The organism is Microbispora bryophytorum (assembly GCF_043197435.1).
Lineage (GTDB): Bacteria > Actinomycetota > Actinomycetes > Streptosporangiales > Streptosporangiaceae > Microbispora > Microbispora bryophytorum.
The window spans coordinates 663,078-688,833 of record NZ_JBICTF010000002.1 but is presented as its reverse complement, the minus strand read 5'-3'; the positions used below and the strand labels follow the sequence as shown (position 1 = coordinate 688,833).

21 protein-coding genes are annotated in these 25,756 nt (G+C 73.2%); 15 read left to right on the top strand and 6 right to left on the bottom strand.

The window, feature by feature from the left end; translation table 11 throughout:
* Positions 1-29: 29 nt before the first annotated feature.
* From ACGFIB_RS08165 to ACGFIB_RS08145, 5 genes are all read left to right on the top strand, one after another.
* On the top strand, positions 30-1,298 hold the full coding sequence (locus ACGFIB_RS08165) for an ATP-grasp domain-containing protein (RefSeq protein WP_357238119.1): 1,269 nt from the start codon (positions 30-32) through the stop codon (positions 1,296-1,298).
* Between the two features lies 1 nt (position 1,299).
* Positions 1,300-2,685, top strand: coding sequence for an MFS transporter (locus ACGFIB_RS08160; RefSeq protein WP_357238117.1), 1,386 nt, complete (start codon positions 1,300-1,302; stop codon positions 2,683-2,685).
* A 35-nt stretch (positions 2,686-2,720) separates the two neighbouring features.
* Positions 2,721-3,719, top strand: a complete 999-nt coding sequence (locus ACGFIB_RS08155; protein WP_393369545.1) for an enolase C-terminal domain-like protein — start codon at positions 2,721-2,723, stop codon at positions 3,717-3,719.
* A gap of 117 nt (positions 3,720-3,836) precedes the next feature.
* Positions 3,837-5,804, top strand: coding sequence for a non-ribosomal peptide synthetase (locus ACGFIB_RS08150; RefSeq protein WP_357238113.1), 1,968 nt, complete (start codon positions 3,837-3,839; stop codon positions 5,802-5,804).
* On the top strand, positions 5,801-6,553 hold the full coding sequence (locus ACGFIB_RS08145; protein WP_393369541.1) for a thioesterase II family protein: 753 nt from the start codon (positions 5,801-5,803) through the stop codon (positions 6,551-6,553). Before ACGFIB_RS08150 ends, ACGFIB_RS08145 begins: the two co-directional genes overlap by 4 nt.
* Positions 6,554-6,719: 166 nt before the next feature.
* On the opposite strand, the gene ACGFIB_RS08140 is transcribed toward ACGFIB_RS08145, so the two are convergent.
* Positions 6,720-9,881: a type I polyketide synthase gene (locus ACGFIB_RS08140; RefSeq protein WP_393369538.1), complete on the bottom strand. Its 3,162-nt coding sequence runs from the start codon at positions 9,879-9,881 to the stop codon at positions 6,720-6,722.
* Positions 9,882-10,012: 131 nt separating this feature from the next.
* On the opposite strand from ACGFIB_RS08140, the gene ACGFIB_RS08135 reads away from it, so the two are divergent.
* The 3 genes from ACGFIB_RS08135 (at position 10,013) to ACGFIB_RS08125 (ending at position 15,622) form a co-directional block, all read left to right on the top strand.
* Positions 10,013-13,165, top strand: a complete 3,153-nt coding sequence (locus tag ACGFIB_RS08135; protein ID WP_357258298.1) for an amino acid adenylation domain-containing protein — start codon at positions 10,013-10,015, stop codon at positions 13,163-13,165.
* Positions 13,162-14,343 (top strand): cytochrome P450, encoded by a 1,182-nt coding sequence (locus tag ACGFIB_RS08130; RefSeq protein ID WP_393369534.1) that lies wholly within the window; start codon positions 13,162-13,164, stop codon positions 14,341-14,343. Before ACGFIB_RS08135 ends, ACGFIB_RS08130 begins: the two co-directional genes overlap by 4 nt.
* Before the next feature lie 73 nt (positions 14,344-14,416).
* Positions 14,417-15,622, top strand: coding sequence for an ATP-grasp domain-containing protein (locus ACGFIB_RS08125; RefSeq protein WP_357258302.1), 1,206 nt, complete (start codon positions 14,417-14,419; stop codon positions 15,620-15,622).
* Between the two features lie 104 nt (positions 15,623-15,726).
* On the opposite strand, the gene ACGFIB_RS08120 is transcribed toward ACGFIB_RS08125, so the two are convergent.
* A complete protein-coding gene (locus tag ACGFIB_RS08120) occupies positions 15,727-16,164 on the bottom strand; it encodes a RidA family protein (RefSeq protein WP_393369530.1) in 438 nt (145 codons plus the stop codon).
* Positions 16,165-16,213: 49 nt separating this feature from the next.
* Entirely contained in the window at positions 16,214-16,699 is a 486-nt protein-coding gene (locus ACGFIB_RS08115) for a GNAT family N-acetyltransferase (protein WP_357238097.1), read from the bottom strand.
* Positions 16,700-16,815: 116 nt separating this feature from the next.
* On the opposite strand from ACGFIB_RS08115, the gene ACGFIB_RS08110 reads away from it, so the two are divergent.
* From ACGFIB_RS08110 to ACGFIB_RS08090, 5 genes are all read left to right on the top strand, one after another.
* Positions 16,816-17,805, top strand: a complete 990-nt coding sequence (locus ACGFIB_RS08110; protein WP_357238095.1) for an alpha/beta hydrolase — start codon at positions 16,816-16,818, stop codon at positions 17,803-17,805.
* 75 nt (positions 17,806-17,880) lie between these two features.
* A complete protein-coding gene (locus tag ACGFIB_RS08105; RefSeq protein ID WP_357238093.1) occupies positions 17,881-19,137 on the top strand; it encodes an ATP-grasp domain-containing protein in 1,257 nt (418 codons plus the stop codon).
* Positions 19,138-19,331: 194 nt separating this feature from the next.
* Positions 19,332-19,544: a hypothetical protein gene (locus ACGFIB_RS08100; protein WP_393369525.1), complete on the top strand. Its 213-nt coding sequence runs from the start codon at positions 19,332-19,334 to the stop codon at positions 19,542-19,544.
* Positions 19,545-19,733: 189 nt separating this feature from the next.
* Entirely contained in the window at positions 19,734-20,435 is a 702-nt protein-coding gene (locus ACGFIB_RS08095; RefSeq protein ID WP_357238089.1) for a response regulator transcription factor, read from the top strand.
* Positions 20,432-21,547 (top strand): sensor histidine kinase, encoded by a 1,116-nt coding sequence (locus ACGFIB_RS08090; protein WP_393369522.1) that lies wholly within the window; start codon positions 20,432-20,434, stop codon positions 21,545-21,547. Before ACGFIB_RS08095 ends, ACGFIB_RS08090 begins: the two co-directional genes overlap by 4 nt.
* Positions 21,548-21,570: 23 nt before the next feature.
* Here the strand turns inward: ACGFIB_RS08090 and ACGFIB_RS08085 are convergent, their stop codons facing one another.
* From ACGFIB_RS08085 to ACGFIB_RS08075, 3 genes are all read right to left on the bottom strand, one after another.
* Positions 21,571-23,121 carry a multicopper oxidase family protein gene (locus ACGFIB_RS08085; RefSeq protein ID WP_393369519.1) on the bottom strand — a complete coding sequence of 517 codons (1,551 nt, stop codon included), beginning with the start codon at positions 23,119-23,121 and terminating at the stop codon, positions 21,571-21,573.
* A gap of 11 nt (positions 23,122-23,132) precedes the next feature.
* Positions 23,133-23,603 (bottom strand): hypothetical protein, encoded by a 471-nt coding sequence (locus ACGFIB_RS08080; RefSeq protein ID WP_142567934.1) that lies wholly within the window; start codon positions 23,601-23,603, stop codon positions 23,133-23,135.
* A 214-nt stretch (positions 23,604-23,817) separates the two neighbouring features.
* Positions 23,818-24,255, bottom strand: a complete 438-nt coding sequence (locus ACGFIB_RS08075) for a hypothetical protein (RefSeq protein ID WP_393369516.1) — start codon at positions 24,253-24,255, stop codon at positions 23,818-23,820.
* 224 nt (positions 24,256-24,479) lie between these two features.
* On the opposite strand from ACGFIB_RS08075, the gene ACGFIB_RS08070 reads away from it, so the two are divergent.
* On the top strand, positions 24,480-24,830 hold the full coding sequence (locus ACGFIB_RS08070) for an STAS domain-containing protein (RefSeq protein WP_142567933.1): 351 nt from the start codon (positions 24,480-24,482) through the stop codon (positions 24,828-24,830).
* 13 nt (positions 24,831-24,843) lie between these two features.
* On the top strand, positions 24,844-25,590 hold the full coding sequence (locus ACGFIB_RS08065; protein ID WP_189104864.1) for a glycosyltransferase family 2 protein: 747 nt from the start codon (positions 24,844-24,846) through the stop codon (positions 25,588-25,590).
* Positions 25,591-25,756: the final 166 nt, after the last annotated feature.

The window sequence follows — 25,756 nt, the reverse complement described above, 5'->3', positions numbered from 1 at the left end:
TGCCAGAAGGTCTCTCCAAGGAGTCGTAGATGACGACGCGAACCTCCGGCTCCCGCCCGCCCGCGACGGTGCTCGTGGGCGGTGCCGGGGCGATCCCCCTCGGCGTGGACGTCGCGCGCACCGCGCTCGCCCAGGCCCGGGCACGCGGATTCGTCACCCACCAGACGAATCAGCCATCCACCCTCGAGCTGACCCCGCAGGTGGCCGAACTCGCCGACTTCTCCTGGGCAGTGGACTTCGCCGACCCCGAGGAGTCGGCCGCCTGGGCCCGCCGGCAGTACGCCGAGGGGCAGCGCTTCGACGTCGTCATCGGCGTGCGCGAGTACGCGCAGGTGGCGACGGCGGAGATCGCCGCCGCGGTGGGGGCGCCGGGCAACCCCCCAGAGGCGGTGCGCACGGTCCGCACTAAGGACCGCTGCCGGGCCGCGCTGGCCGCGGCCGGTCTGCCGCAGCCCGCCTTCCGCGTCTGCGCCGACCGCGCGGAGGCGGAGAGCTTCGTCGCGGCCACCAGCGGTCCGTGGGTCGTCAAACCGCGCGACGCCATGGGCAGCGAGGGCGTGCGCGAGGTCGGCGGACCCGGCGATCTCGACGCCGCCATCGCCGCCCTGCCCGCGCCCGCCGCCGGCGCGCCGCGCCCGCCCTTTCTGGTCGAGGAGTTCGTCGAAGGAGACGAGTTCAGCGTGGAGGGCGTGTTCCTGGGAGGCGCGCCGCACGTGCTCGCGGTGACGCGCAAACGGCTCGTGAACCCGCCGCTCTTCGTCGAGGCCGGGCACGTGCTCCCCGCCCCCCTCCCGGAGGACGTCCGCGCCCTGCTCGAACGCGAGACCGTACGGGCGCTGCGCGCGCTCGGGCTGCGCTTCGGCGTGTTCCACGTCGAGTTGTGGCACACCGCCGGCGGCGTGGTGCTGGGGGAGGTGCACGTGCGCAACGGCGGCGACTGGATCCACACACTCCTGGGCTACGCCATCCCGGGCCTGGAGCTGTTCGGGCTCGTTTACGACGACGCGCTCGGCAGGCTCGACGGTCCGCCGCCCGCGCCGAGCCGGGCGGCGGCGGTGCGTTTCCTCGTCCCGCCCCCGGGTGTGGTGGAGCGCGTCGAGGGCTGGGAGGCGATCCGGCGCCATCCGTCGGTGCTGCGCGCGGAGCTGAGCGTGGAGCCGGGCGCCCGGGTCCTGCCCGTGACCGACTCCCACGGCCGCGCCGGGGAGATCGTGGTGGGCGCCGAGACCCCCGAGCGGGCCGAGTCGCTCGCGGAGGAACTGGCCGAATCTGTGAAGTTCGTCATGGTGGAGGGCTGACATGTCACAGACGTCCCCCCGGTCAGGCGCCCCCGACGCCGGGCGCTCCGCCGCGCCCGTCCCCGAGCGGTCCGTCCCCGAGCGGTCCGTCCCCGAGACCGAGCCGTACGGAGGCCCCGGCGCGGATGGGCCCGCGCTCGGCCGGGCCGCCACCACCCCGGGCGAGGGACGGGAAGCGGCTCCGCGGTTGTTGCGGCCCGCCCTCGCCCTCGACCATCTGTTCGGCAGCCTGGGCCTGTTCAGCGTGTTTCCCGTGCTCGGACTGCTGCTCGCCGCACGGTCGCCCGCCTCGGGCACGGCCGTCGTCGGTGTCGGGCTGTTCTGCTACACGACGTCGGCGGGTCTGGCGGCGATGGCGATGAGCCGGCTGCTGCCACGGCTCACCTACACCACCGGGATGGTCGGCGGTGTGCTGTTGTCGGCCGTCGCCTTCGGCCTGCTGCCGTACGCCCACTCCCCGTGGACGCTGTGCGCGCTGCTCGTGCTGGCCGGCTGCGGCGTGAGCGTGCACTTCACGCTGTCGCGGGTGCTCATCGCCGAGGTGGTGAGCGACGACATCGGTCGCAACCGCATCTTCTCCCTGTTCCAGATCGCGGTGAACACCGCGGCGGCGCTCGGCCCGTTCGTCGCCAACCTGCTCTACTCCTCGTCCGACCCGCGAGCGCTCATGACCGTCGTGGCGGGGTGCTACGTGGTGGCCGGGGTGGTCATGCTGCCCGGCATCCCGCGCGACCGGCGGCCGCCCGCCACCACCGGCCGGTGGCCGGTGAGCAGCCGGACGCTGGTGCGCGTCGTACGGTCGCCGGAGATGTTGCGCCTGGTCGTGGTGAGCACGGTGGGCACCTTCATCTACGCCCAGTTCTATTCCGCCTTCGCCCTGCACGTGGGCGGCGAGTTCGACTCGGCGGCGCTGCGGTCCGCGCTGGTGGCCGGGCCCGCGGTGTCCATCGTGCTGCTGCAGGCCGTCGTGACCGGAGTGACCAGCAGGCTGATGAACTCGGGGACCACGCCGTTCACGATCCTCGGTTACGGCACCCTGCTGTTCGGCGCCTCCATGGTGATCCTCGGGCTGGGCCTGCCGCCCGTGCTCGGCGCTGCGCTGGGAGTGCTGGTGTTCTCGCTGGCGGAGATGATGTTCGCCCCCATGGTCAGCACGGCGTTCGCCGGGCTGCCGATCGGCTCTCACCTGGAGGCGTTCAACCTGCGGCAGGTGTGCTGGTCCTCGGGCGAGGCGCTGGGCTCGCTGGCGGGCGGAGCCCTGTTTCTCGCGCTCTATCGGGAGGGTGACGGCTGGCTCTACTGGGAGCTGCTCGGCGCCGTCACGCTCGCGTGTACGGGACTGCTGCTGTCGTCGGCCCGGCGCGCCGCGGTCCGCGCCGCCGCCTGATCACCCCTGTCGGCCTTTTCCCCGGAGGCATGCTCATGTCCGAAACAGCACCCGTCTCGGTCACCGTGGACGTCCACGCCCGGGCGCTCCTGCAGTCCTTTCAGGTCTCGCATCTGACCACTGAGACGGTCGACGTCGTACGGCTGCGGCTGACCGAACCCGGCGGGGCGGTGTCGGGCGAGGGCGAGATCTCCGCCGACGCCGGGTACGGCCAGGATGGCCAGGCCATCGCGCGTGAGGCACGCGGACTGGCCGCGGCCCTCGCCGCCGATCCCCGCATCGGCGACCCCGCCCACCTGGAGGGCCGGCTGGAGAAGGCGGCGGCGGAGGTGTCGGCGTGCGCGCTGACGCTCGTCGAGATGGCCTTCCTCGACCGGGCCGCCCGATGCGCCGGCGTGCCGGTGTGGCGGCTGGTCGGGTTGCCCGATCCGGGCGTCGTCAGGCTCATGACGACCGTGCCCATAGGGGCGGAGCCGCCTGCAGCGGGACCTATGAAGATCAAGCTCGGCGGCCCGGGTGACAGGGCGCTCCTGCGCCGTCTCACGCGGGTGACCGGGCCGGTCATCCTGGACGTCAACCTCGGCTGGGACCGCGCCGGTTGGCTGGCCGTCCGCGACCTGGTGGCCGAGGTCGCGCCCGCGGTGCTGGAGGACCCGGTCTCCGACCCGAGCCTGCTCGCCGAGGTGCGCGCGGCGCTGCCGCGTACCCGGGTGGTCCTCGACGAGGGCATCGGCTCGCAGGCCGACGTGGAGTACGCCGCCAGGGCCGCGCAGGGGGCGAACGTGAAGGTGATGAAGCTCGGCGGGCTGTTCCCGGCCCGGCGGGCCCTGGAATTCCTCGGCCGCCACGGCGCCACCCGCATGCTCGGCTGTTTCCTGGAACCGCCCACCGCCATCGCGTACGCCGCTCAGCTCAACGGCCTGGCCGACTGGACGGACCTCGACGGGCACTTCTGGCTGTCCCCCGACCACCCTCCGGTGCCGGAGTTCCGGCTCGACGACTCCGCGCCGGGGGTCCCGCGGATCGCCGCCTGAGAGCCGCCGGTCTTGTCTGAGCTTGCCAAAATATTGCCAAAACTTGCCTACCCCTCTAGGCTCGGTTCCGGTTCTGCCGTTGCGCGCTCATGACTCGAGATCAGCGGAGGATGCACCATGAATGCGTCGCACAGCCTCGACATGCCACCCGAGCAGGTTCTTCCCGACGGCGACGGGCTCGACGAGCTGCTCTCCCTCGGGCTCGGCACGCCCCTACCGGAGGAGGAGCGGCCACCGGTGCACGAACTGGTGGCCCGTCTCGCCCGTACGCGGCCGGACGGCATCGCCGTGCACAGCGGCGGAGAGGCACTCGCTTACCGAGACCTGCACGCCTGGTCGGGCCGGATCGCGGCCCGCCTGGCCGCGGCCGGCGTGGCTTCCGGCGACCGGGTCGCCGTGCTCGCCGAGCCCTCGACGGCCATGGTCGCCTCCGTGCTCGGCGTCCTCAGGGCCGGAGCCGCGTACGTCCCCCTGGACCTGGGACACCCGGACGGGCGCATCGCCGAGGTGCTGCGCGACGCCCGGGTCGCCGCGGCGGTGGTCACCCCCGTCACCGCGCCCCGGCTGCCGGGGCTCGGCGTTCCGCTCGTCGACGCCCGGGACGCCGCCGGGGACGGCGCGGGGGAGACGGAAACCGGGGTTCCCGCCGTGACCGTGACCGCCGGGGACGCGGCGTACGTCATCTACACCTCGGGCAGCACGGGCGAGCCCAAGGGGGTCGTGGTCGAGCACGGACAGCTGGCGGCCTCCACCCTGGCGCGCCGGCTCGTCTATCCCGGGCCGGCGGCCTTCCTGCTCGTGTCGCCGCTGGCCTTCGACTCCTCCGTCGCCGGCCTGTGGGGCACGCTGACGGCCGGAGGGCGGCTGGTCGTGGCCACTGCCGACGAGGTCCGCGATCCCGAGCGGCTGGCCGGGCTCATCGAGGAGCACCGGGTGACGCGGCTGCTGTGCGTGCCGTCGCTGTACCGGGTCCTGCTGGACGCCGCGGAACGCGCCGGACGGCACGTGCTGAGCTCGCTGGAGACGGTCGTCGTGGCCGGGGAGGCGCTGCCGGAGGAACTGGTGAAGCGCCACTTCCGGCTGCACCACCCGCGGCCCGTGACCCTGGTCAACGAGTACGGCCCGACCGAGGCCACCGTCTGGGCCAGTTACCGTCGCTTCGACGGCCCCGGTCCGGTGTCCATCGGCGTGCCGGTCCCCGGCGTGCGACTCTACGTGCTCGACGAGACGCTGCGGCCGGTGCCGCGGGGGACCGAGGGCGAGCTGTGCATCGGGGGCGCCGGCGTGTCGCGCGGCTACCTCGGGCGCCCCGACCAGACGGCCGCGGCGTTCGTCGAGGATCCGTTCGCCGGGTTTCCGGGGGCCCGGATGTACCGCACCGGCGACATCGTGCGCTGGAACGACGACGGCACGCTCGACTTCCGGGGCCGCCGGGACCACCAGGTGAAGATCCGCGGGCATCGGGTGGAGCTGGGCGCGGTGGAGGAGGCACTGCGCGGGCTGCCGGGCGTGCGGGACGCGGCGGTGGTGCCGGACGGCGCGCACACCCGGCTGACCGGGTTCGTCGTCGCGGTTCCGGGAACCCTTCCCGAGCCGTTGCGGGAACAGCTCACGCGGCGGCTGCCGGAGGTCATGGTCCCGGCCCGCATCGAGATGCTCGACGCCCTGCCCGTGACCGTCAACGGCAAGGTGGACCGCGCCGCGCTGAGCGCCGCCGCCGAGCGATCGTACGGCGGGGGCGAACCGGCGCAGGCCGTCGCGCGGGGCGACGACCTCACGTCGCGCGTCGCCGCGGCGTGGGCCGAGGTGTTGAAGCGGCGGCATGTACCCGCCGACGTGAACTTCTTCGACCTGGGCGGGAACTCGCTGGCCATGTTCCAGCTTCAGGACGCCCTGGAGCGCCACACCGGGACCCGGCCGTCGGTCGTCTCGCTGTTCCGCCGTACCACCGTGGCCGCCCAGGCCGCTCTGATCAGGGACGGCGGCGCGACGGCCGAGGCGGCCCGCCCGGGTGGCCGGCATCCGGCGGGCCTCGCGGCACGCGCCCGGCGGCAGCGCGCCCGGGGACAGGAGAGCGCGAGATGAGCGAGCGCACCGAACTCTGGCTGCAGTGCCTCCGGCCACGGCGCGAAGCCCGGCAGCGGCTCGTCTGCTTCCCCCACGCCGGAGGGTCGGCGTCCTTCTTCCGCGCGTGGGGCGACCACCTGCCCGGCAGCGAGGTCCACGCCGTCCGCTACCCGGGCCGGGCCGAGCGCATCCAGGAACCCGTCCCCACGGACCTGGTGCGGCTCGCTCGCGACGTCGCCGACGTCCTGGAATCCTTCGGCGACCGGCCGCTGGCGCTGTTCGGGCACAGCATGGGGGCCGTGGTGGCCCTCGAGACGGCCAGGGCGCTGGAAGCCCGGGGCGTCCGCGTGACGCACCTGTTCGCCTCCGGCTCCCGCGAGGGCGACTGCCCCCCGCCGGTGGCGGACGAGGACTTCCCCGAGGACTTCCCTGGGGACGACGCCGCCACGATCGCGCGGCTGATCGAGCTCGGCGGCACCGATCCCGAACTCGCCGCCGACCCGGACTTCCAGGAACTGGTCCTCCCCTACATCTGCGGCGACAGCAGGATGTTCCACGCGTACGAGTTCCGTCCTCTGCCCACCCTGCGATGCCCGGTGACCACGATCGTCGGAGACGCCGACGGCGATGCCGACCGGCGGCCGTGGAGCATGCTGACGGAGGGGGGCTTCCGGGAGCACGTCGTGCCCGGCGACCACTTCTACCTCATCGACGCGCCGCCGTACGCGTTGATCGCCGAGGTTCTGGACGGCGTGACGGTCCGGTGAGGCGCCCCTCCCGGTGAAGCGGGGGCGCGCGGACGAGGTGGCGTGGACGTGGTGACGCGCCGACGTGGTGGCGCGCCGACGTGGTGACGCGGTCGCGCCCCCGCTCCGCCTTCTCCGTGCACGGCCCCGGCCCGGGTTCTCGATCCCGGGCCGGGGCCGCGTGCCGTCAGCTCACGGCCTTCCCCGGCTCGCTCCCCGGCCGCCCGGTCAGGAGATCGCGGACCGCCTCGGCCTGACGGTCCAGTGTGCGGGCGGCCAGCAGGTCGCGGATCGGCACCTTGACTCCGAGCCGCAGGCCGGCCCGCCGCGCCAGGTGCGTGATCGCCAGTGAGTCCCCGCCGAGCTGGAAGAAGTCGGACTCACCGGTCAGCTCGGACGGTTTGAGCAGCTCTCTCCACAGGTCCGCCAGCACGTTGTACACGTCGGGGGCCGCGGTTTCCGAGGGGGCGTCCGCCGGGCGGCTCTCGTCGCCGGACTCCGCCTTCCGATCCGTGCCGGCCTGTACGAGCGCCGCCGGGGCGGCCGAGCGGGCCGCGTCGGGGGCCGGCGCCGCCTCCGGGGCCAGCCATCTCGGCCCGGCGAACGGGTAGCCGGGCAGGCGGACCCGGCGGCCTCCGCCGCACAGCGCGGTCAGGGAGATCGGCAGTCCCCGAGTCCAGAGCGTTCCCAGCGCCGTCAGCACCTCCTCAACCGCGTGCGTCGCGCGGGCAGGGGACAGCGGTACGGCGGACAGCCCCGCCTGCTCGGCGAGCGCCGACAGGACGCGGCCCGGGCCGACCTCCACGGCGGTCGCTCCCGGGACGCGTTCGGCGAGCGCCTCCATGGCGGCGGCGAAGCGGACCGTACGGCGGGCCTGATCGACGAGCAGGTCCGGCGCGATCGGCTCCCCGGCCGGGATGACACGCCCGGTGGCGTTGGCCGCGAGGGCCACGGCAGGCGGGCGCAGGACGGTCCCCGCCAGGTGCGCGGACAGCCGGGGCACGGCGGGCTCGACGAGGGCGGAGTGGAACGCGCGGGAGGTCCGCAGCCGGCGGGAGAAGACGCGGTCCCCCAGCCATTCCTGGAACGCCGCCACGTTCTCGGCCGTGCCCGCCACCGTGCAGCTGCCGGGACCGTTGTCCGCGGCGAGGTCCAGCCGCAGGCCCGACTCACGGACGAGATCCTCGCCGCGCGAGGCGTCGCAGCCCAGGGCGAGCATCGCCCCGGGCGGGCACTGCTGCATGGCCCGTCCGCGGGCGGCCACGAACCCGGCGGCGTCGGCGAGGTCGAGCACCCCGGCGAGGCAGGCCGCGGTGATCTCGCCGAGGCTGTGCCCGGCCACGGCCGCGGGGGTGACGCCCAGCGCGACCAGGGCGGCGGCGGCCGCGTACTCCACCGCGAACAGGGCGGGCTGGGCGAGCTCGGTCTCCTCCAACTCCGCCGCGGGGAAGGCCGGATCCAGCAGGGCGCGGCGCGTCCGCTCGGCCAGGTCGGGCGGGAAGGCGGCGAGGCAACGCTCCAGCCCGGAGGAGAAGCCCGGCAGGGTCGTCGCGAAGGGCACGGCCATGCCCGGGTGCTGGGTGCCCTGGCCGGGGAACAGGAAGACGCACGCGGGCGGCCCGTCCGCGGGACGGCGGCCGCGGACCGCGCCGTCCTTCAGGCGGGCGGCGATCTCGGCTGGAGTGCGTCCCGCGACGGCCAGCCGCTCGGGCAGCTCCGCCCGTCCGGCGGCGAGGGTGAAGGCCACGTCGGCCAGGGCGGGGCCGTCACCGGCCCCGTGTCCCTGAGCGCCGTGTCCCTGAGCGCCGTGTCCCTGAGCGCCGTGTCCCTGAGTGCCGTGCCCGTGAGTGCCGTGCCCGTGAGTCAGATACTCGCGCAGCCGCTCCGTCGAGCGGGACAGGGCCTCAGGGCCGGCGGCGGACAGCACCACCAGCCGCGCCCGCTCCGGCGCGTCCTTGCCACCCCCAGCCTCGTGGACACCCCCAGCCTTCTCGGCACCTAGAGCCTCGTGCACACCTCCAGCCTTCTGGGCACCCGTCGCGTCCGCCGCGGACCGCGGGGCCTCCTCCACGATGACGTGGGCGTTCGTGCCGCCGATGCCGAACGAGCTGACACCCGCTCTACGGGGGCTCGGGCCGGTCCAGGGGCCCGCTTCCACGGGCACGTAGAGCGGCGATCCCGCGGTCTCCAGCAGGGGATTGAGCCGGGTGAACCCGGCCACCGGCGGCACCACGCCCTCCCGGACCACCAGCGTCGCCTTGATGAGGCCGGCGAGACCGCTGGCGTTGTCGAGATGGCCGACGTTCGCCTTGAGCGCGCCCACGGCCACCTGCCCGAGGCGGGCGCCCGTCCCGGCGAGTGCGGCGGACGCGGCGGACCACTCGATGGGGTCGCCGAGCCGTGTCCCGGTGCCGTGCGTCTCCAGGTATCCCAGTGAGGAGGCGTCCACGTCGGCCGCCCGCAGGGCCGCCTGGATGACCGCTTCCTGGCCCTCCGCCGACGGCGCGTAGTAGCCGGCCTTCATGGCCCCGTCGTTGTTGATCGCCGTGCCCAGGATCACCGCGTACGGCTCGGGGCCGTCCTCGAGCGCGTCGGCGAGGCGGCGGAGCACCACACAGGCGACGCCGGAGCCGGCGACCACGCCGTCGGCGCCCGCGTCGAAGGGGCGGCAGCGCCCGGACGGCGAGTGGACGCCCCCGGGCACGGCGAGGTGGCCCGCCTGGGGGAAGGCGACGCCCGCCGCGACCACCAGGGCCTGGTCGCAGTCGCCGTTGAGGAGCGCCTGCACGGCCATGTGCACGGCGACCAGGGAAGAGGAGCACGCCGTCTGAACGGCCACCGCCGGACCGGTCAGGCCGAGCCTGTAGGAGATGTGACTCGCCATGAAATCCGGCTCGTTCCCGTGCACGGCGTCCTCAAGGGTCAGCGGGTCGAGCATGCCCCCGGCGAGCATGCGGTGGAGGTAGCCGCTACCGCTCGCGGAGGCGTACACGCCGGTGACGGGCCCCACAGACGACGGTGCGATCCCGGCGTCCTCCAGCGCCGCCCACGCGGTCTCCAGCATCAGGCGGTGCTGCGGGTCCATCATCTCGGCCTCGCGCGGGCTGATCTGGAACACCTCGTTGTCGAAGCGGTCGGCGTCGGCCAGGTGCCCGCGGACCGGGACGTAGTCGGGGTCGTCGAGCAGGGACTTCGGCAGGCCGGCGTCGAGAAGCTCCTGTCTGTCGTACCGCTTTGTCAGCACCCGTCCCGCCGTCAGGGCCGACCACCATTCGGTGAGGCCGGAGACGCCGGGGAACCGGGCGGACATGCCTGTTACGGCGATGTCGAGAGAACGATCGCGGGTCATGTCACCAACCTTCGGAAGAGGTGCACCGCTTTCCGTGCAGCAGGTTGCCTCAGGAGGCATCCTTGTGACAACTTATTGCCTACAGCTGGCAATTAATGTCCGCGGTATCCCGCCGAGAGGAGAGGGTCATCATGCGACCGGATCCGCAGTGGACGGCAGGGCGTCCCCACACGGCGCCGGATGAGGGGCTGCACCAGACCGTCGCCCGGCTCGCCTCGTCACGGCCGGAGGCGGTCGCGCTCGTGGCGGGCCCGTGCCGCGTGACGTACGGGGAACTGGACCGCACCGCCGACGCCTGGGCCGCACTACTGGCGCACGCCGGGGTCGCACCCGGAGATCTGGTGCCGATCCTGCTGCCCAGGAGCGCGGAACTGGTCACCGCGCTGCTCGCGGTCCTGAAGACCGGCGCCGCCTACGCGCTGCTCGACCCCCGCTGGCCGGAACGCCGTCTGCGGGAGGTCGTCGCGCTGCTCAAGGCGCCGCTCCTGGTCGCCGCGGACGAGGCGGGGAGCCGCCTGGGCATGCCGGTGTGGCGCCCTCCGGCCGGGCCGGTCGCGCCTGCGCCGGACTTCCGGCCCGTCCCGGTCCGCGGCGAGCACCCGTGCTGCGTCTTCTTCACCTCGGGGACCACCGGCGAGCCCAAGGGCGTGCTCACGCCCCACCGGGCCACGGCCCGCCTCTTCCGGCCCGGGGGCTTCGCCCGTTTCACCGCCGGGACCGTTGTGCCGCTGGCCGCGCCGACGCCGTGGGACGCCTTCTCGCTGGAGCTGTGGTCCGTGCTGCTCAACGGCGGCGTCTCGGTCGTCGTGTCGGAGCCGTACCTGTCCGCCCAGGCGCTGCGGGACGCCGTACGGTCGCACGGGGCGGACACCGTCTGGCTCACCGCCGGCCTCTTCAACACCCTGGTGGACGAGGACCCGGAAGCCTTCACGGGCCTGAGCCAGGTCATGACCGGAGGGGAGCGACTGTCGGTCCCGCACGTCCGGGCGTTCCTGAACAGGCACCCGCGGGTCGCCTTGCTGAACGGGTACGGCCCGGTGGAGAACACGGTCTTCGCCACAACCCATGTGATCGGCGAGGCCGACTGCGACCTTCCCGGCGGCATCCCCCTGGGCCGGCCGGTCCCCGGGACGGAGGTGCACGTCCTGGACGGCGACCGGCCGTGCGCGGTGGGCGAGGTCGGAGAGATCTGCGTCGCGGGAGACGGCCTGGCCCTGCGCTACCTGGGGGACCCGGCGCTCACCCGGGCGAAGTTCGCCGACGTGCGCGTCGAGGACGGCAGGCTCCTGCGCGTTTACCGCACCGGCGACCTGGGCGAATGGGGACCCGACGGCCTGCTCCACTTCCGGGGTCGGGCCGACCGGCAGGTGAAGATCCGCGGGCACCGCGTCGAACCCTCGGAGGTCGAGCGCCAGGTGGAGCGGCTGCTGCCGTCCGTGCGGTCGTGCCGGGTGCTGCCCCGCAGGGACGCGTCCGGAGCCGTACGGGACCTGGTCGCGTTCTGCGTGCCCGCCGAGCTGGGGGACCCGCTGGAGGACGCGCTGCCGGTCCTGCGTTCCGCCCTCGTCGCCTACCAGTGCCCGGCCGCGGTGGTCGGTGTCGAGTCCTTCCCGGTCACCGACCGCGGCAAGCTCGACGAGCGCGCGCTGATGGCGCTGGTCCCGCCTGCCACGACGTCCTCTCCCCGCAGCGCCCTCACCCCGGCCGGGGAGATCCCGCAGGACCCGATCCTCGGCGCGGTGGCGGAGACGTTCGGCACGGTCCTCGGCAGGGCGGGGGTGCCGCTCGACGTGCCGTTCACCGAACTCGGCGGCGACTCCCTCGGCGCCGGCCGGGTCTGCGCACGACTGGCGGCCCGGCTGTCCCGCCCGGTCCCGGTCTCCGGGCTGTACGAGCACCCCACGGCGACCGCCTTCGCCCAGTGGCTGCGCGCCACCCGGGCGGCCGGCGGCATCGCCACGGCGACGCCCCCCGCCGCGTCCGCCGCGTCCGCCGGTTCCGTCCCGCACGGGCCCTCCGGCCCGGTCCCCCTGACACCCATGCAGGTCGTGTACCTCACCCGGCACCTGATGGACCCCGCGGACCGGACGTCGCACTGCCTGCTGACCTGGGTGATCGAGGGGCCGCTCGACCTGGCGGCGCTCGAGGCCGCCGTGGCCGCGGCGCACCGGAGGCATGAGCCGCTGCGTGCGGCATACCTGCCCGATCCCCGGCCCTCCGCGACGCCGGTGGACATCCCGCCTCCCCCGCTCCAGCGGTTGCCGTCGCGCCCGACGGTAGACCAGGCCGTACAGGCGCTGCGAGAGGAACTCTCCCTCGACCTCGACCCGGCCGAGGGCGAGGTGTGGCGGGTGGCGGTGGTTCCCGTGGGCACGGGACATACCGCGGTCTTCGGCTGCGTGGTGCACCACATCGCGTTCGACGGATGGTCGGAGGCCGTCCTCGCGCGCGATCTCGGTGCGGCGTACAACGCGGCACGGGGCGCGGACGCACCGGCGGAACCGCCGCCGCCGTCACTCGCGGAGATCCACGCCGGGCGCGCGGCGTACGCGGAGCACGCCGAGACCGGCCGTCACCGGGACCGCCTGGTCGCGGAGCTGGCCGGCGTGCCCGATCTGCGCTGGCCGCTCGACCCCGGTGAAGCGAGGCCGGGGCCGCCGGGGCACGTCGAGGTCACGCTGGATGTCGCCGTCGTGCGGCGGGTGGACGCCCTGGCCGCGCGGCTCGGCGTCACCCGGTTCGCCGTCCTGCTGTCCCAGTGGGCGGCGACTATGGCCGAGGTCACCGGGCAGCGCGACTTCGCGGTGGGCGTGCCCGTGGCCCGGCGGGACGGCCCGGAGCTGGAGCGGGCCGTCGGCTGCCACATCGCCGTGCTGTGCCTGCGCATGCGCGGCTCGGCGCTGGACGGCGGCACGCGGGCGGTCAGGGAGACCGCGCGCATCGCGGGACGCGCCCTCGCCGCGCAGGACGTGCCGTTCACCGACGTGCTGCGGGTGCTCGACCCGCCGCGCACCGGCCGGCCACCGCTGTACCAGACCCTCTTCGCCCTGCAGGACAACACACGGCCGCGGCTCGACCTGGCCGGGCTCACGACCACGTTCGTACGGCAGCCGTACCTCGACCTTCCCCTCGAACTGCACGCGGAACTGTGGCCGGACGACGGCGGGGGGATCACCCTGGTGGTGGGCTTCCGTCCGGACGCCGTCGGGCAGCCGACCGCCCGCGAGCTGGCCAAGAGGTTCACCGACCGCCTGAGCACCCTTCCGGAGGAAGGCCGGCCATGACCGTCTCGACCACGAGCTTCACCGACCTCACCGACCCCGGCCTGCACGCCACCGGCGACCCGCACGCAGTGTGGCGGTGGATGCGGGCGGAGGCCCCGGTCTGCTGGCACCCGCCCGCGGAGATGCCGGGCTTCTGGTCACTCACCAGGCACGAGGACGTCCGCGCCGTCTACCGGGATCCGGCGACGTTCAGTTCGGCGCGGGGGGTCCTGCTCCGCCCCGTCAGGCTGGGCGACGATCCCGGCGGAGGCCTGACGCTGGCGCTGAGCGACCCGCCGCGCCACAAGCGCCTGCGTTCCCTGATGGCGGAATGGTTCAGCACCCGGGGAGTGCGCCGGCTGGAGGAGTACATCCGGTCGGCGACGAGCGCGGTGCTGGCACGGGCCGCCGAGACGGGTGAGTGCGACTTCGTGCACGACGTGGCGGGCCGGCTGTCGATCTCGGTCATCTGCCACATCATCGGCGTGCCGGCCGAGGACCACGAGGACCTGTTCCGCTGGACCAATGAGGCGTTCGAGGCGCACACGTCGCTCGCCGCGCACCAGCGGTTCATGGCGTACTTCATCGACCTGATGGATCGGCGGGAGGCCGAACCGGCCGACGACCTCATGAGCGCGCTGGTCCACGGGGAGGTGGACGGCGAGCCGCTCACCGAGGAGGAGATCCTCCTCAACTGCGAGAACCTGGTGGGCGCCACGGAGAACGGGCGGCTCGCACTGGCCGGCGGCATGCTCGCGTTCCTTGAGCACCCCGACCAGTGGCGGCTGCTGCGGGAGAACCGGGAACTGCTGCCCGGGGCCGGGGAGGAGATCCTGCGCTGGACCTCCAGCGCCACGCACAGCATGCGCACCGCCACCAGGCACACGGTGGTCAGGGGACAGGAGATACGGGCGGGCGACCGCGTGGTGCTGTGGCTGCCGTCGGCCAACCGCGACGAGAACGTCTTCGCCGAGCCGTACCGCTTCGACATCACCCGGACCCCGAACCGGCACATCGCCCTCGCGGCGGGCGAGCACGTCTGCATCGGCGGCACGCTCGCGCGAGCGGAGATGAGGATCCTCTTCTCCGAGATCCTCGACACCGTGCGCGGGATCGAACAGACCGGTCCCGCGGTCCGCCTCCGGTCCATCGCGGTCACCGGGGCGCAGAGCATCCCGGTGCGGATCGCGGCCCGATGACGTCCTCGCCCGGTCGCCGGCGCCGAGCCTTTCGCGGTGACAGGGCCCAGCCTTTTCCCAGGAGGAACGTGAGATGGCGAAGCGGAAAGTCCTGCTGATCGGATGGCGCCCCGAGGCGGTCGCCGCCCTGCGCCGGCTCGGCGCCGAGGTCACGTGCGTGCTCGCCGCGGGCGACGACGCGCTGCGGGCCGGGCTGCTCGACGACGCGCGGGCGATCGCGGTGCCGGATGCGAGCAGCGCCGAGTCCGTGCTCGCCGGTCTGACCCGGTACGACCTGCGCCCCCAGGACTTCGACGTGGTCTGCAGCGAGTTCGAGTTCACGCTGGTCACCGCGGCCGTGCTCGGAGGGTCCCGCAGCCCGATGACGCCCGGGGACGCGCTGGCGCTGCGGGACAAGGACCTGCAGAAGCGGCGGATCCGGTCCGCCGGGATCCCCGTCGCGGACACCCGGTTCGTGGTCCGTCCCGGCGACCTCGCGCGGGTGCCGTACGAACGGGGAGTGGTCAAGCCGCTGGCGAACTCGGCCACCCGCGGGGTGCACGCCTGGCACGGCGAGGAGGAACGCGCGGAGCTCACGCGCCGGCTCCGGGCGGAGGACGGCCCCTGGCTCGCCGAGGCGTGGGTGGACGGGGCCGAACTGCACATCGACGGGGTCGTCAGGCACGGGGACGTGGTGTTCGTCTCGGTCGGGCGCTACCTGCAGAACGTCCTGTCGATCAGGGACGGCGGGGTGGTGGCGTCCGTCGTCCGCCACCCCGGGCGGTTCCCCGGCCTGTACGGCAGGGCGCGCGAGTTCGCGGCGCACGCCATGAAGGCGCTCGGGCACCACGACGGCGTGTTCCACATGGAGGTCTTCGATCAGGGCGACCGGCTGGTGTTCGGCGAGTGCGGCGGCCGCATCCCCGGCGGTTCCTTCGACGAGATGATCCGGCTGCAGCACGGGGTGGACCTGCACGAGGAGTGGGCGCGTGCGGTGCTCGACCTGGAGCCGGGGGTCGCGCCGTCGGTCGCCGAGTCGAGCTTCGGAGACGTCTTCCTGACCACCGCGCCGGGAACGCTGCGGTCCTGCCCGAGCGAGCCGGAAGTGGCGGCTCAGGAGGGCGTCTGGTATGTGTCGGTGCGGGCGCGGCCGGGCGACCGCATGCCCGACGCGCGCCAGGCGTCCTGCGCGATCGCCGGCACCGCGGTGGTGGAGGGACGCGACGAGGAGGAGGCGGCGGACCGGATCAGGTGCCTGGCGCGCTGGTTCACGGAGGAGTCGGTCGTCGCGGATGCCTGACACCCGCGATCGGGAGGCGTGGTTCGGCGGCGTGGTTCGGCGGGGTGGTTCGGGACGTCGGCCCGCCGGCTGATGGTGGCCGGCGGCGCGTGACGGCCCGGAGGTCAGCCGCCGGTCGCCGGGACGGGTTCAGGGACGGGTTCCGGGACGATGGCGAGGGCGTCGATCTCCATCAGCAGTTCCGGCCGGAAGAGGGCGACCACCTGGACCACCGTGCTGGCGGGCGGACGTGTGAGGTCCACGAACTCGTCGCGCACCGACAGGATCGCGGGCACGTGCGCGATGTCCGTCACGTAGTAGTTGAGCCTGATCACATCCCCGAAGGTCGCTCCCGCGGCCGACAGGCAGCGGCTCATGTTCTCGAAGATCTGCCGTGCCTGCGCGGCGGGGTCTCCCTCGCCCACCAGCTCGCCCTTCGGGTCGAAGGGCATCTGACCGGCCACGGCGACCAGGCGTCCCGGACCGGTGACCACATGGGTGTACCCGTCGCTCGGGAAGACGCCCTCAGGGGCGGAGATGTGCGTGAGGCGCGACTGCTTCATGATCACATCCTCCAGTGAGGCTCCCCGGCCGCCCGGGGAGACGACGGTTTCAGAACTCGCAGTACATGACGTGGAGACCGACACGACCCAGCTTCGGATGGTCGAACGCGCCGGGGACCGTACCGACGATCCGGAATCCGAGCCGCTCGTAGAGGGTGACGGCGGTGTGGTTGGACTCCACCACGGCGTTGAACTGCATGCCCGCGTATCCGTGTTCGCGCGCCCAGTCCAACGCGTACCGGCAGAGCGCGGTGCCGACGCCCTGTCCGCGGGCTTCGGCGGCGACCATGAAACTCGCGGTCGAGACGTGCGAACCGCGGCCGGGGCGGTTGGTGCCCATCTTGGCGGTGCCGAGGACCCGGTCACCGGCCACCGCGACGACCGTCAGGCCCGGGGGTCTCTCAATCCAGATGTCGCGCGCCTCCGCCTCGGTCATGGCGGGGTCGTACGGAAAGGTTTCCTCCGCCTGCACCACCTCGCGGACCACCGGCCACACCTGATCCCAGTCGGACTCGACGAACTCCCGAATGCGCATGGGATCACGCTAGTACCGCGACCACCGTTATTGCCAGTTCTTTGGCTTCTGGGGCAACATTTTAGGCAACTCTGGCAAGTCCTTGCCCTCGACACTCTGACGAAACCGGGAGCGACATGACCATCAGCAAGCGAGTTCGCCAGGGCGTGCCGCCGTTCGACCCGGAGCTGGGAGGCCCGCTGCGGGAGATCCTGGACCGGCTGCCCACGCCTCTCACGCCCGAACTGATCGCCGACCGGCGCCGGCGCTCCGCGGAGGGCAGACTGTCGGACGACGACATCGCGCGTGGCGGGATGTTCGAGATCGAGGAAAGACGTGTGCCGGGCCCGGATGGCGCCCGTGACGTGCCGCTGCTCATCTGCAGGCCCACGACCGGGACCGGGCCGTACCCGGTCGTCTACAACACACACGGGGGCGGCATGGTGGCGGGCAGCAACCGGTCCACCGAACTCGCCGGAGAGCTGGACCGGGCCGCCGAGCTGGGGCTCGCCGTGGTGGCCCCGGACTACCGCCTCGCCCCCGAGCATCCCGACCCGGCGCCCGTGGAGGACTGCTACGCCGGGCTGACGTGGGTCGCGGACCACGGGCGCGAGATCGATGTGGACCCCGGCCGGATCATCCTCAGCGGCAACAGCGCCGGGGGTGCGCTCGCCGCCGGTCTCGCCCTGCTGGCGAGGGATCGCGGCACTCCCCGCCTGCTCGGGCAGATGCTGCAGTTCCCGATGCTCGACGACAGATGCGACACGTTCTCGGTACGGCAGATGGCGCGCGTCGGCCTGTGGGACGGCCTGTCCAACCTCGCCGGCTGGACCGCATTGCTCGGCGAACGCCGCGGGACGGCCGAGGTCTCCCCCTACGCCGCACCCGCCCGGGCGGCGGATCTGTCCGGCCTTCCGCCCGCCCTCATCGAGGTGGGATCGGTCGAGGCGCTGCGGGACGAGGGGATCGACTACGCGAGCCGCGTCTGGCGGGCCGGGGGCGAGGCCGAGCTCCACGTGTGGTCCGGAGCGTTCCACAGCTTCGACGAGTGGGTGCCGGAGGCCGTCGTCTCCCGGACCGCGCACGAGGTGCGGGTCGCCTGGCTCCGCCGCCTGCTGTCCCGATGATCTCCGCGGCCGGCCGGACATCCATCCGTACCGGTGCCGCCACCACCGCACGCCGCCACCACACAAGGAGAGAACGTGAGCACAGCCACACCGCCACGCCTGCTGTTCGCCGGAGGCGCGAGCCCGATCTCGACCAGCGTGGACATCTCCACCATCGCGCTGACCCAGGCGCGGGCCCGTGGCATCCACACCCATCTCATCAACCGTCCGCGGTCGCTGGCCGCGACGCCGGAGGTGAACCGCCTGGCCGACGAGGTCACCGCCGTGGACGCGGACGACCCCGGCGCCTGTGCCCGGTGGGTCAGGGAGCGCGCGGCCCGGGGCGACCGTTTCGACATGGTCCTGGGCCTGCGCGACACCGTCCAGTTGTCCGTCGCCGATGCCGCTGCCGTCTTCGGCGCGCCCGGAAATCCGGCCGACGCGGTGCGGCGCGTGCGCAACAAGGACGCCTGCCGCGCCGCGCTGGCGGCGGCGGGCTTCCCTCAGCCCGCGGTGCGGCTGTGCGCGTCCGCCGACGAGGCCGCCGCCTTTCTGGCGGACGGCTCCGGTCCATGGGTCGTCAAGCCGCGGGATGCCGCGGGCAGCATCGGCGTGCGGAAGGTGACCGGGGTGGAGGAGTTGCCCGCCGCCGTCCGGGCACTGCCGGACCCGGACCTGTTCCTGGTGGAGGAGTTCGTCGAGGGGCCGGAGTACAGCGTGGAGGGCGTCTTCCTCGGCGGGGTCCCCAAGGTGCTCGCCGTGACGGCCAAGATGAAGCTACCGCCGCCGTACTTCGTGGAGATCGGGCACGTGCTGCCCGCCGGACTGCCCGGCGACGTTCTCGCGGGTGTCGAACAGCAGGTCACCGGGGCGCTCACCGCCCTCGGCCTGCGATTCGGCGTCTTCCACGCCGAGCTGTGGCTGACGCGGGAGGGCGTCGTGCTCGGTGAGGTGCATCCGCGCCCCGGCGGCGACTGGATCCACCGGCTGCTCGAGCACGCCGTTCCCGGGCTGGAACTGTTCGGCCTGCTCTTCGACGACCTCCTGGGGAGGCCGGTGAACGAGAACCTCACCCCGGTGCGTGCGGCGGCCTCGTATTTCCTCACCGCACCGCCCGGCCGGCTGACGCGGGTGGAGGGCTGGGCCGAGGTGGCGGCGCACCCCGCCGTACTCCACGCCGAACTCGGCGTACGGCCCGGCGACGTCGTCGGCCCGGTACGGCAGTCGGCTGACCGGGTGGGCGCCCTGGTCGTGGGGGCGGATTCCCCGGAACAGGCGCGGGAGCTGGCCCTCGGCCTGGCCGCGTCGGTGCGCTTCGAAGTCGAGCCGGCAGGGGGGCGGAAATACGTTTAAACGGACGCCCGAAAATGGAGAACAGGACGATAGGCAAGTATTGCTTAGCAGCGCCGGGCAACTATTTCCTAATTTAGGCAAATCTATTGCCAAGATGTTCGCCCCTTAGTTAGATTGTCAGCCAGAGCCGATGAAGGGCGCCGGGGCTGCCGATCACGCCCTGCGCTCGACGAGTCATCCTGCGAGGACCAGTCATGTACAAGCACCTTTTCGCTTACATCGCTGCTCTCTGCATGCCTGCTCTGGCCGTGGCCGGGCTTCTCCTGTTCGGCGCAGGGCTGTCGGCGTCGGCGCCCACCGGCCGTCCGGTGGCCGCCGACATCGACTGGCCGGCGGTTCCGGCGGTCGTGTCCGACATCGACTGGCCGGCGGTTCCGGCGGTCGTGTCCGACATCGACTGGCCATAGCCGGTCGGCGCCGATCCCCCGGCACCGCGAGAGCATCCGCTCACACCGGCCGGCTACGTCGGCCGCGACCCGCGAGAGCGGTGGGTACCCGAGGCCCGATCCCTTCCAGGATCGGGCCTCTTTCCGCTGTGGGCGAGGACAAACGTCCGGTGGATTACGGTGTGGAGGCAGGTCGTCCCGAGGAGTCCGATGTCGCCGAACCCCGCCGCCCGTGTCCTGGTCGTGGACGACGACCCCACCGTCGCCGAGGTGGTGGCCCGCTATCTGGAGCGGGACGGGCACCAGGTCGAGTGCGTGGGTGACGGGGCCGAGGCGCTGCGGCGGGCGCTGGCCGACCCGCCCGACCTGATGGTGCTCGACCTGATGCTGCCCAAGCTCGACGGTCTTCAGGTCTGCCGGAAGCTGCGGGAGCGGTGGCCCGTCCCGGTGATCATGCTGACCGCCCTCGGTGAGGAGATGGACCGGGTGGTCGGCCTGGAGACCGGCGCCGACGACTACGTGACGAAGCCGTTCAGCCCGCGCGAGCTGGCCCTGCGCGTGCAGTCCGTGCTGCGGCGGGCCCGCGGCGCGCTGGTGCCGACGGGCACCGGCGTGCTGCGTGACGGCGACCTGGTGGTGGACGTCGGCGCCCACGAGGTGCGCCTGGACGGCAAGGAGATCACGCTGACCGCCCGGGAGTTCGATCTGCTCGTCTACCTGCTGCGCAACCCCCGCCAGGCGTTCAGCCGCACGGCCCTGCTCGACCAGGTCTGGGGCTGGTCGTTCGGCGACTCCTCCACGGTGACGGTCCACGTGCGCAGGCTGCGGGAGAAGATCGAGGACGATCCCACCGACCCGCGCCGGATCGTCACGGTCTGGGGCGTCGGCTACCGCTACGAGCCGCTGTCGTGATCGTCCAGATCGTCGCGGTCGCCGCCGGGCTCGGTCTCGTCATCGCGGCCCTCGGCCTGGCGCTGCTGCGGGTGCTGCGCCGCCGGTCGATCGGAGTGATGCTCGCGGTCGTCGCGGCCGTGACGGTCTCCGCGACGCTGGCCGGGGTGGTCGCCATCACCCTCGCCATGATCCTCGATGGGCGGCCGAAGAACATCGTGCTCACCGTCGTCGGCATCGGCGGCCTGGTGGGCATCGGCGTCGCGCTGGTGAACGCCCGCACGGTGGTGCGCGCCAGCAGGAGCCTCGTCGGCGCGCTGGAGAGCGTGCCGCCCTCCGGCCTGTTCACCCCGCCGCCCGCGCCGCTCCCCGCCGAACTGCAGACCATCAGCACCGCGCTTGAGCAGGCGTACGAGCGGCTGCGGCTGGGCCACGAACGCGAGCGGGCGCTGGAGAGCGCGCGGCGCGAACTGGTCGCGTGGGTCAGCCACGACCTGCGCACTCCCCTCGCCGGCATGCGGGCGATGGTGGAGGCCCTGGAGGACGGAGTGGCCGACGACCCCGAGACCGTCAAGCGCTACCACGTCCAGATCAGGGTGGAGGTGGACCGGCTCGCCGGGATGGTGGAGGACCTGTTCGAGCTGTCGCGCATCCACGCGGGCACGCTGCGGCCCAGGCTCACCCGCACGGGGCTCGGCGACCTCGTCGCGGACACCCTCGCCGCCGTCGAACCGCTGGCCCGCGCCGAAGGCGTGCACCTCACCGGCGAGGCGGACCCGCGGGTCCCGGTGTCCGCGGACGCCGGGCAACTCGGCCGGGCCGTACGCAACCTGGTGGTGAACGCCATCCGCCACACGCCCGCCCGGGGCACGGTCGTCGTACGGGCGGTGGCGGAGGGGACGACCGCCCGCCTGTCCGTGCTGGACGGCTGCGGCGGCATCCCGGAGGAGGACCTTCCCCGGGTCTTCGACGTCGCGTTCCGCGGCGAGGCGGCGCGGACACCCGGCCCCGACGGCGGCGCCGGGCTCGGCCTCGCCATCGCGCGCGGCATCGTGGAGGCCCACGACGGCGAGATCGACGTGGTCAACCGGGGCCCCGGCTGCCTGTTCACGATCACGCTGCCACTGGCCTGACCGCGCCTCGCCGCGGCCGGGGGTCACTCCGGCTCGTTCCCGGCCGTCCCGCCCACGGTGAAGGGCGTGGTGACCCCCTCGTACATGAGATGGGCGACGAGCCCCTCCGTGGCGTGCGGCAGGTTGTGGCAGTGGTCCATCCAGATGCCCGGGTTGCCGGCGACGAAGGCGAGGTCGTACGACTCGCCGGCGCCGACTTCGAGCGAGTCCACCCACCAGGGGCCGCCCGTCGCGCGCACGCCGTCACGGCTCAGCACCACGGCGTGGTGGCCGTGCAGGTGCATCGGGTGCGGCTCTCCGCTGTCGTTGACGATCCGCACCCGCACCACGTCGCCCTCCGCGACGACGAACATCGGCACGTCGGGGAACATGTGGCCGTTGATCGTCCACCAGATTCCGGGACGTCCGTCGAGGAAGCCCGGACGGCGCCCGATCACGTAGTCGAACCGCCGATCGGGCCGGTCCGGGTCGAACCCGAGCGGCGCCGGCGTGCCGTAGGTGAGCAGGTCCAGCGAGGTCGCGGGCCGGGGGACGGCGGGCACGTCGTACGACCGCGAACCGAGCACGACGCCGGCCGGACCGCCGATGTGCACCCGCACCGGCGAGCCGTCCTCGGGCATCGTCACCTCGATGTCGGCCCGGCCTCCCGCCGTGACCGTCACGGCGGTGTCCCGTACGGGAGCGGGCTCGTGCAGGTCCGTGCCGTCCACGGCGATGAGCCGGAACGGGGCGCCGCTGACCCATACGGACGTCTGGCCGTTCTCCGTGTTGATCATCCGTACGCGCACCCGTTCGCCGGGGAGGGCCTCGGCGCGGACGTCTCCCTCACGCCCGTTGATCGTGCGGGCCCCGTCGTAGAGGTGCAACAGCGCCACGACGTCGGCCGTGCCCGCGGGCGGCCGCGCCGCCGGGGTCACCACCAGGGCGCCCAGCAGGCCGCGGCGCACCTGCTCGTGGGACACCTGGTGGGAGTGGTACCAGAAGGTGCCGGCCTGACCGGCGACGAACCGGTAGGTGAACGACCGGCCCACGCCGACCGCGTCCTGGGTGACACCGGCGACCCCGTCCGCGGCGTTGGGCACGTCGACGCCGTGCCAGTGCAGCGTGATGCCGTCCGGCACCGACTCGTTGACCAGGCGGACCTGCACCAACTGTCCGACGGTCGCGTGGATGACCGGGCCGGGGGAGGTGCCGTTCAGCGTGTACCCGTCCACCGGGCGGCCGGTGGACAGGCGGAACCGCTGCCTGCGCGCGACCAGGGTGATCGAGACGTCGGCCTCGCGGTCGGGGTCGGCCGTCAACGACGTCAGGCTGCGCGCCGACGCCGCGTGTTCCGACGCCGCGTGTTCCGAGTGGGTGTGCGCCGAGGGCGTGTGCGCCGAGTGCGCGGAGGTGCCGGCGGCCACGTGTGTCAGGGCGCCGCCGTAGTCCGCGTACCCCATGTCCATGACGGAGTACGCGCCGGGCATGAGGCTGTCCTGCCACATCCAGGCCGGCGGGCCGAGCAGGGCGATGGTCGCGGCGCCCGCCAGGACGGTCCGGAGGCGGGCGCCGCGACGGCGAGTCCCGTCCATGCGAGTCGTCGTCAGACGACGGTCTCGACCCGGGCGTGGGGCTGGGCGGTCACGCTCGCCGCCGCCCGACGCCCGCGAAGCGCCGCGTGGACGGCCGCGCCGAACAGCAGCAGCGCGTTCAGGCCGTGCAGGGCGCCCAGGGCGGGGATCTGGTGGCCGAGGAGGCCCAGGGAGACCTGGACCGCGACGAGCAGGACCACGAGGGCGGCCCCCTTGACCGCGCCGGGGAGCTTCGCGAAGAACGAGGAGACCAGCAGGAGCAGCGCGATCGCAGGGATGATCATCATCCCGTTCATGCCGTGGACCATGAAGGCGAAGAACTCGGGGAACTCGATTCCCCCGCTCTCCACGCCCGCCTTGTCGATCACGCCGCCCTGCTCGATGTACTTGAACAGCCCCGCGTCGCCGAGCACGACCATCATCGCCTGCACGGCGACCTCGACCGCGACGAGTGCGGCCAGGACCTTGTAGACCAGCTTCATGACGCTCTTCCCATCCGGGACCCGGCAAGCCCTTCGACGCCCGGGCTCCGCGGTCCTCTCCTGTGTCGGCCGGCGCCCGTCTCCGCGCACCGGCCCTTACACAGAGGACGTTAGGAACGCCTCCATGGCGAACACTTAACACCGACTTGGTGACTCTTGGCGTCGCCGGTTCCGGCATGAGAAGCGCGGCTCGGCGCCGCGCTCGCCGCCCAGGTCACAGGTCGGTCTGGTGTTCCAGCTGGCCGCGCCAGGAGGGGACGTCCGGGGCGACCTCCCGCCGGCGCGGGGTGAACGCCTCCGCCATGGCCCGGAACGTGGGGCACGGCCAGCGCCACATGCAGCTCCGGCACCGCAGGATCGGGTTGCCCGGGTCGCTGGAGATACCGCCGGCGTCCCGGGGCTGGTGCAGATCGAGCAGCCGGATGCCGAGCTCGGAGAAGCTCAGCAGCTCCTCGCGCGCCTTGGCGAGGAAGTCGAGGTCCTCGGACGCCAGCCGGGCGCTGACCGGGACGTACCCCTCGCGGTTGACCAGGCCGCGCAGCGGCTCGGCCGCGTCGCGCCACGACGAGGCCTTCTCGGTGCGCACCTGCATGGTCTCCAGATGCTCGCGTAGCACACGCCGCTGTGGATCCTCGGGAATCTCACTGTTCATCTGCTCTCGGGCCCGCTGTGCTCGGCGCCCGCCCTCCTTTGCGAAGTGACGACCAAGACGCGGAGGATCCGGGCCCTCCATCCGGCGACGCCGGTGTCGCATACCGTCAAGCTTCGCGCACTCCGCGTTTACGTGGGGCCGGAATCGGGGACAAAGGGCGGACGACTCTTCGACGAATCCGATGGAGCGTGACCCGGGGCCGGGACGACGCTAGTGTGCGCCTCGTGGAGCTCAAAGTCGCGACGCAATCCCACGCCAGTCAGGCCGTCATGGCCGTCTTCGGCGAAATCGACCTATATACCGCGCCCCGGCTGCAGGCGGAGTTCACCCGTCTGCTGGAGACCGGGCCCGACAGGGTGGTCATCGACATGTCAGGAGTGGAGTTCTGCGACTCCACGGGCATGAACGTGCTGCTGTCGGCGCTCAAGCGGCTGCGCGAGCGGGGCGGCACGCTGGAGGTGGCGGCCCCGAGACCGGCGGTACGCAAGATTCTCCAGGTCACCGGCCTGGACTCGGTGTTCACCGTGCACGACACGGTGCCCGCCGACCTGCTCACGGCCGAGCATCAGGGCTAGGCGCATGGGGGAGATGGCAGTACCCGAGCCGGACACCGCGGTGGTGATCCCGGCGAAGGACGAGGCCGACCGGATCGGCGCCACCGTGACCGCCGCCCTGAAGCTGCCCGGCGTGGATCTCGTGGTCGTGGTCGACGACGGCTCGTCCGACGAGACCGGCCGGGTGGCCAGGGCGGCGGGCGCCCGGGTCGTACGGCACAGCCGCAACCGGGGCAAGGCGGCGGCGATGGAGAGCGGCGCCGAGGCCGTGCGCCTCCTGGACGAGGACCATCCCCGGCACCTGCTGTTCCTGGACGCCGACCTGGGCGAGACGGCGGCGGCGGCTCTCCCGCTGATCGCGCCGGTGCGCGCGGGCGAGGCCGACATGACCATCGCGAAGTTCGCGACCAGGGTGAAGCTCGGCGGGCACGGCATCGTCGTGCGGCTGGCCCGCGACGGCATCAAGCGGCTCACCGGCTGGGAGGCCACCCAGCCGCTCAACGGGCAGCGGTGCCTCACCCGGGCGGCGTTCGAGGCGGCCCGGCCGCTCGCGCACGGCTTCGGCGTCGAGACCGGTATGACCGTCGACCTGCTCAGGAAGGGCTTCCGAGTGGTCGAGGCCGAGGTCGAGATGTCGCACCGGGCGACCGGCACCGACTGGCGCGCCCAGTTGCACAGGGCCAAGCAGCTCCGCGACGTCGGCCTGGCCCTCGCCGCCCGCGAGCCCGCAGTGGACCAGGCACGCGCCGCCCTGCGCCCGCCCCGCCGCCACCTCCCCTAACCCCCGCCGTGATCTTGTAGTTTGTCGCAGGCTGCGCGTCTACCTGGGCCGATCGGCTCCGTGATCATGCAGCAAAGCGACCTGCGGGCGTCTTGCCCGCGGCTACATTGTTCGTGATCTTGCACTGTCCGTCGCGATGCAAGATCATCTGCCGAGATGCCGCAGG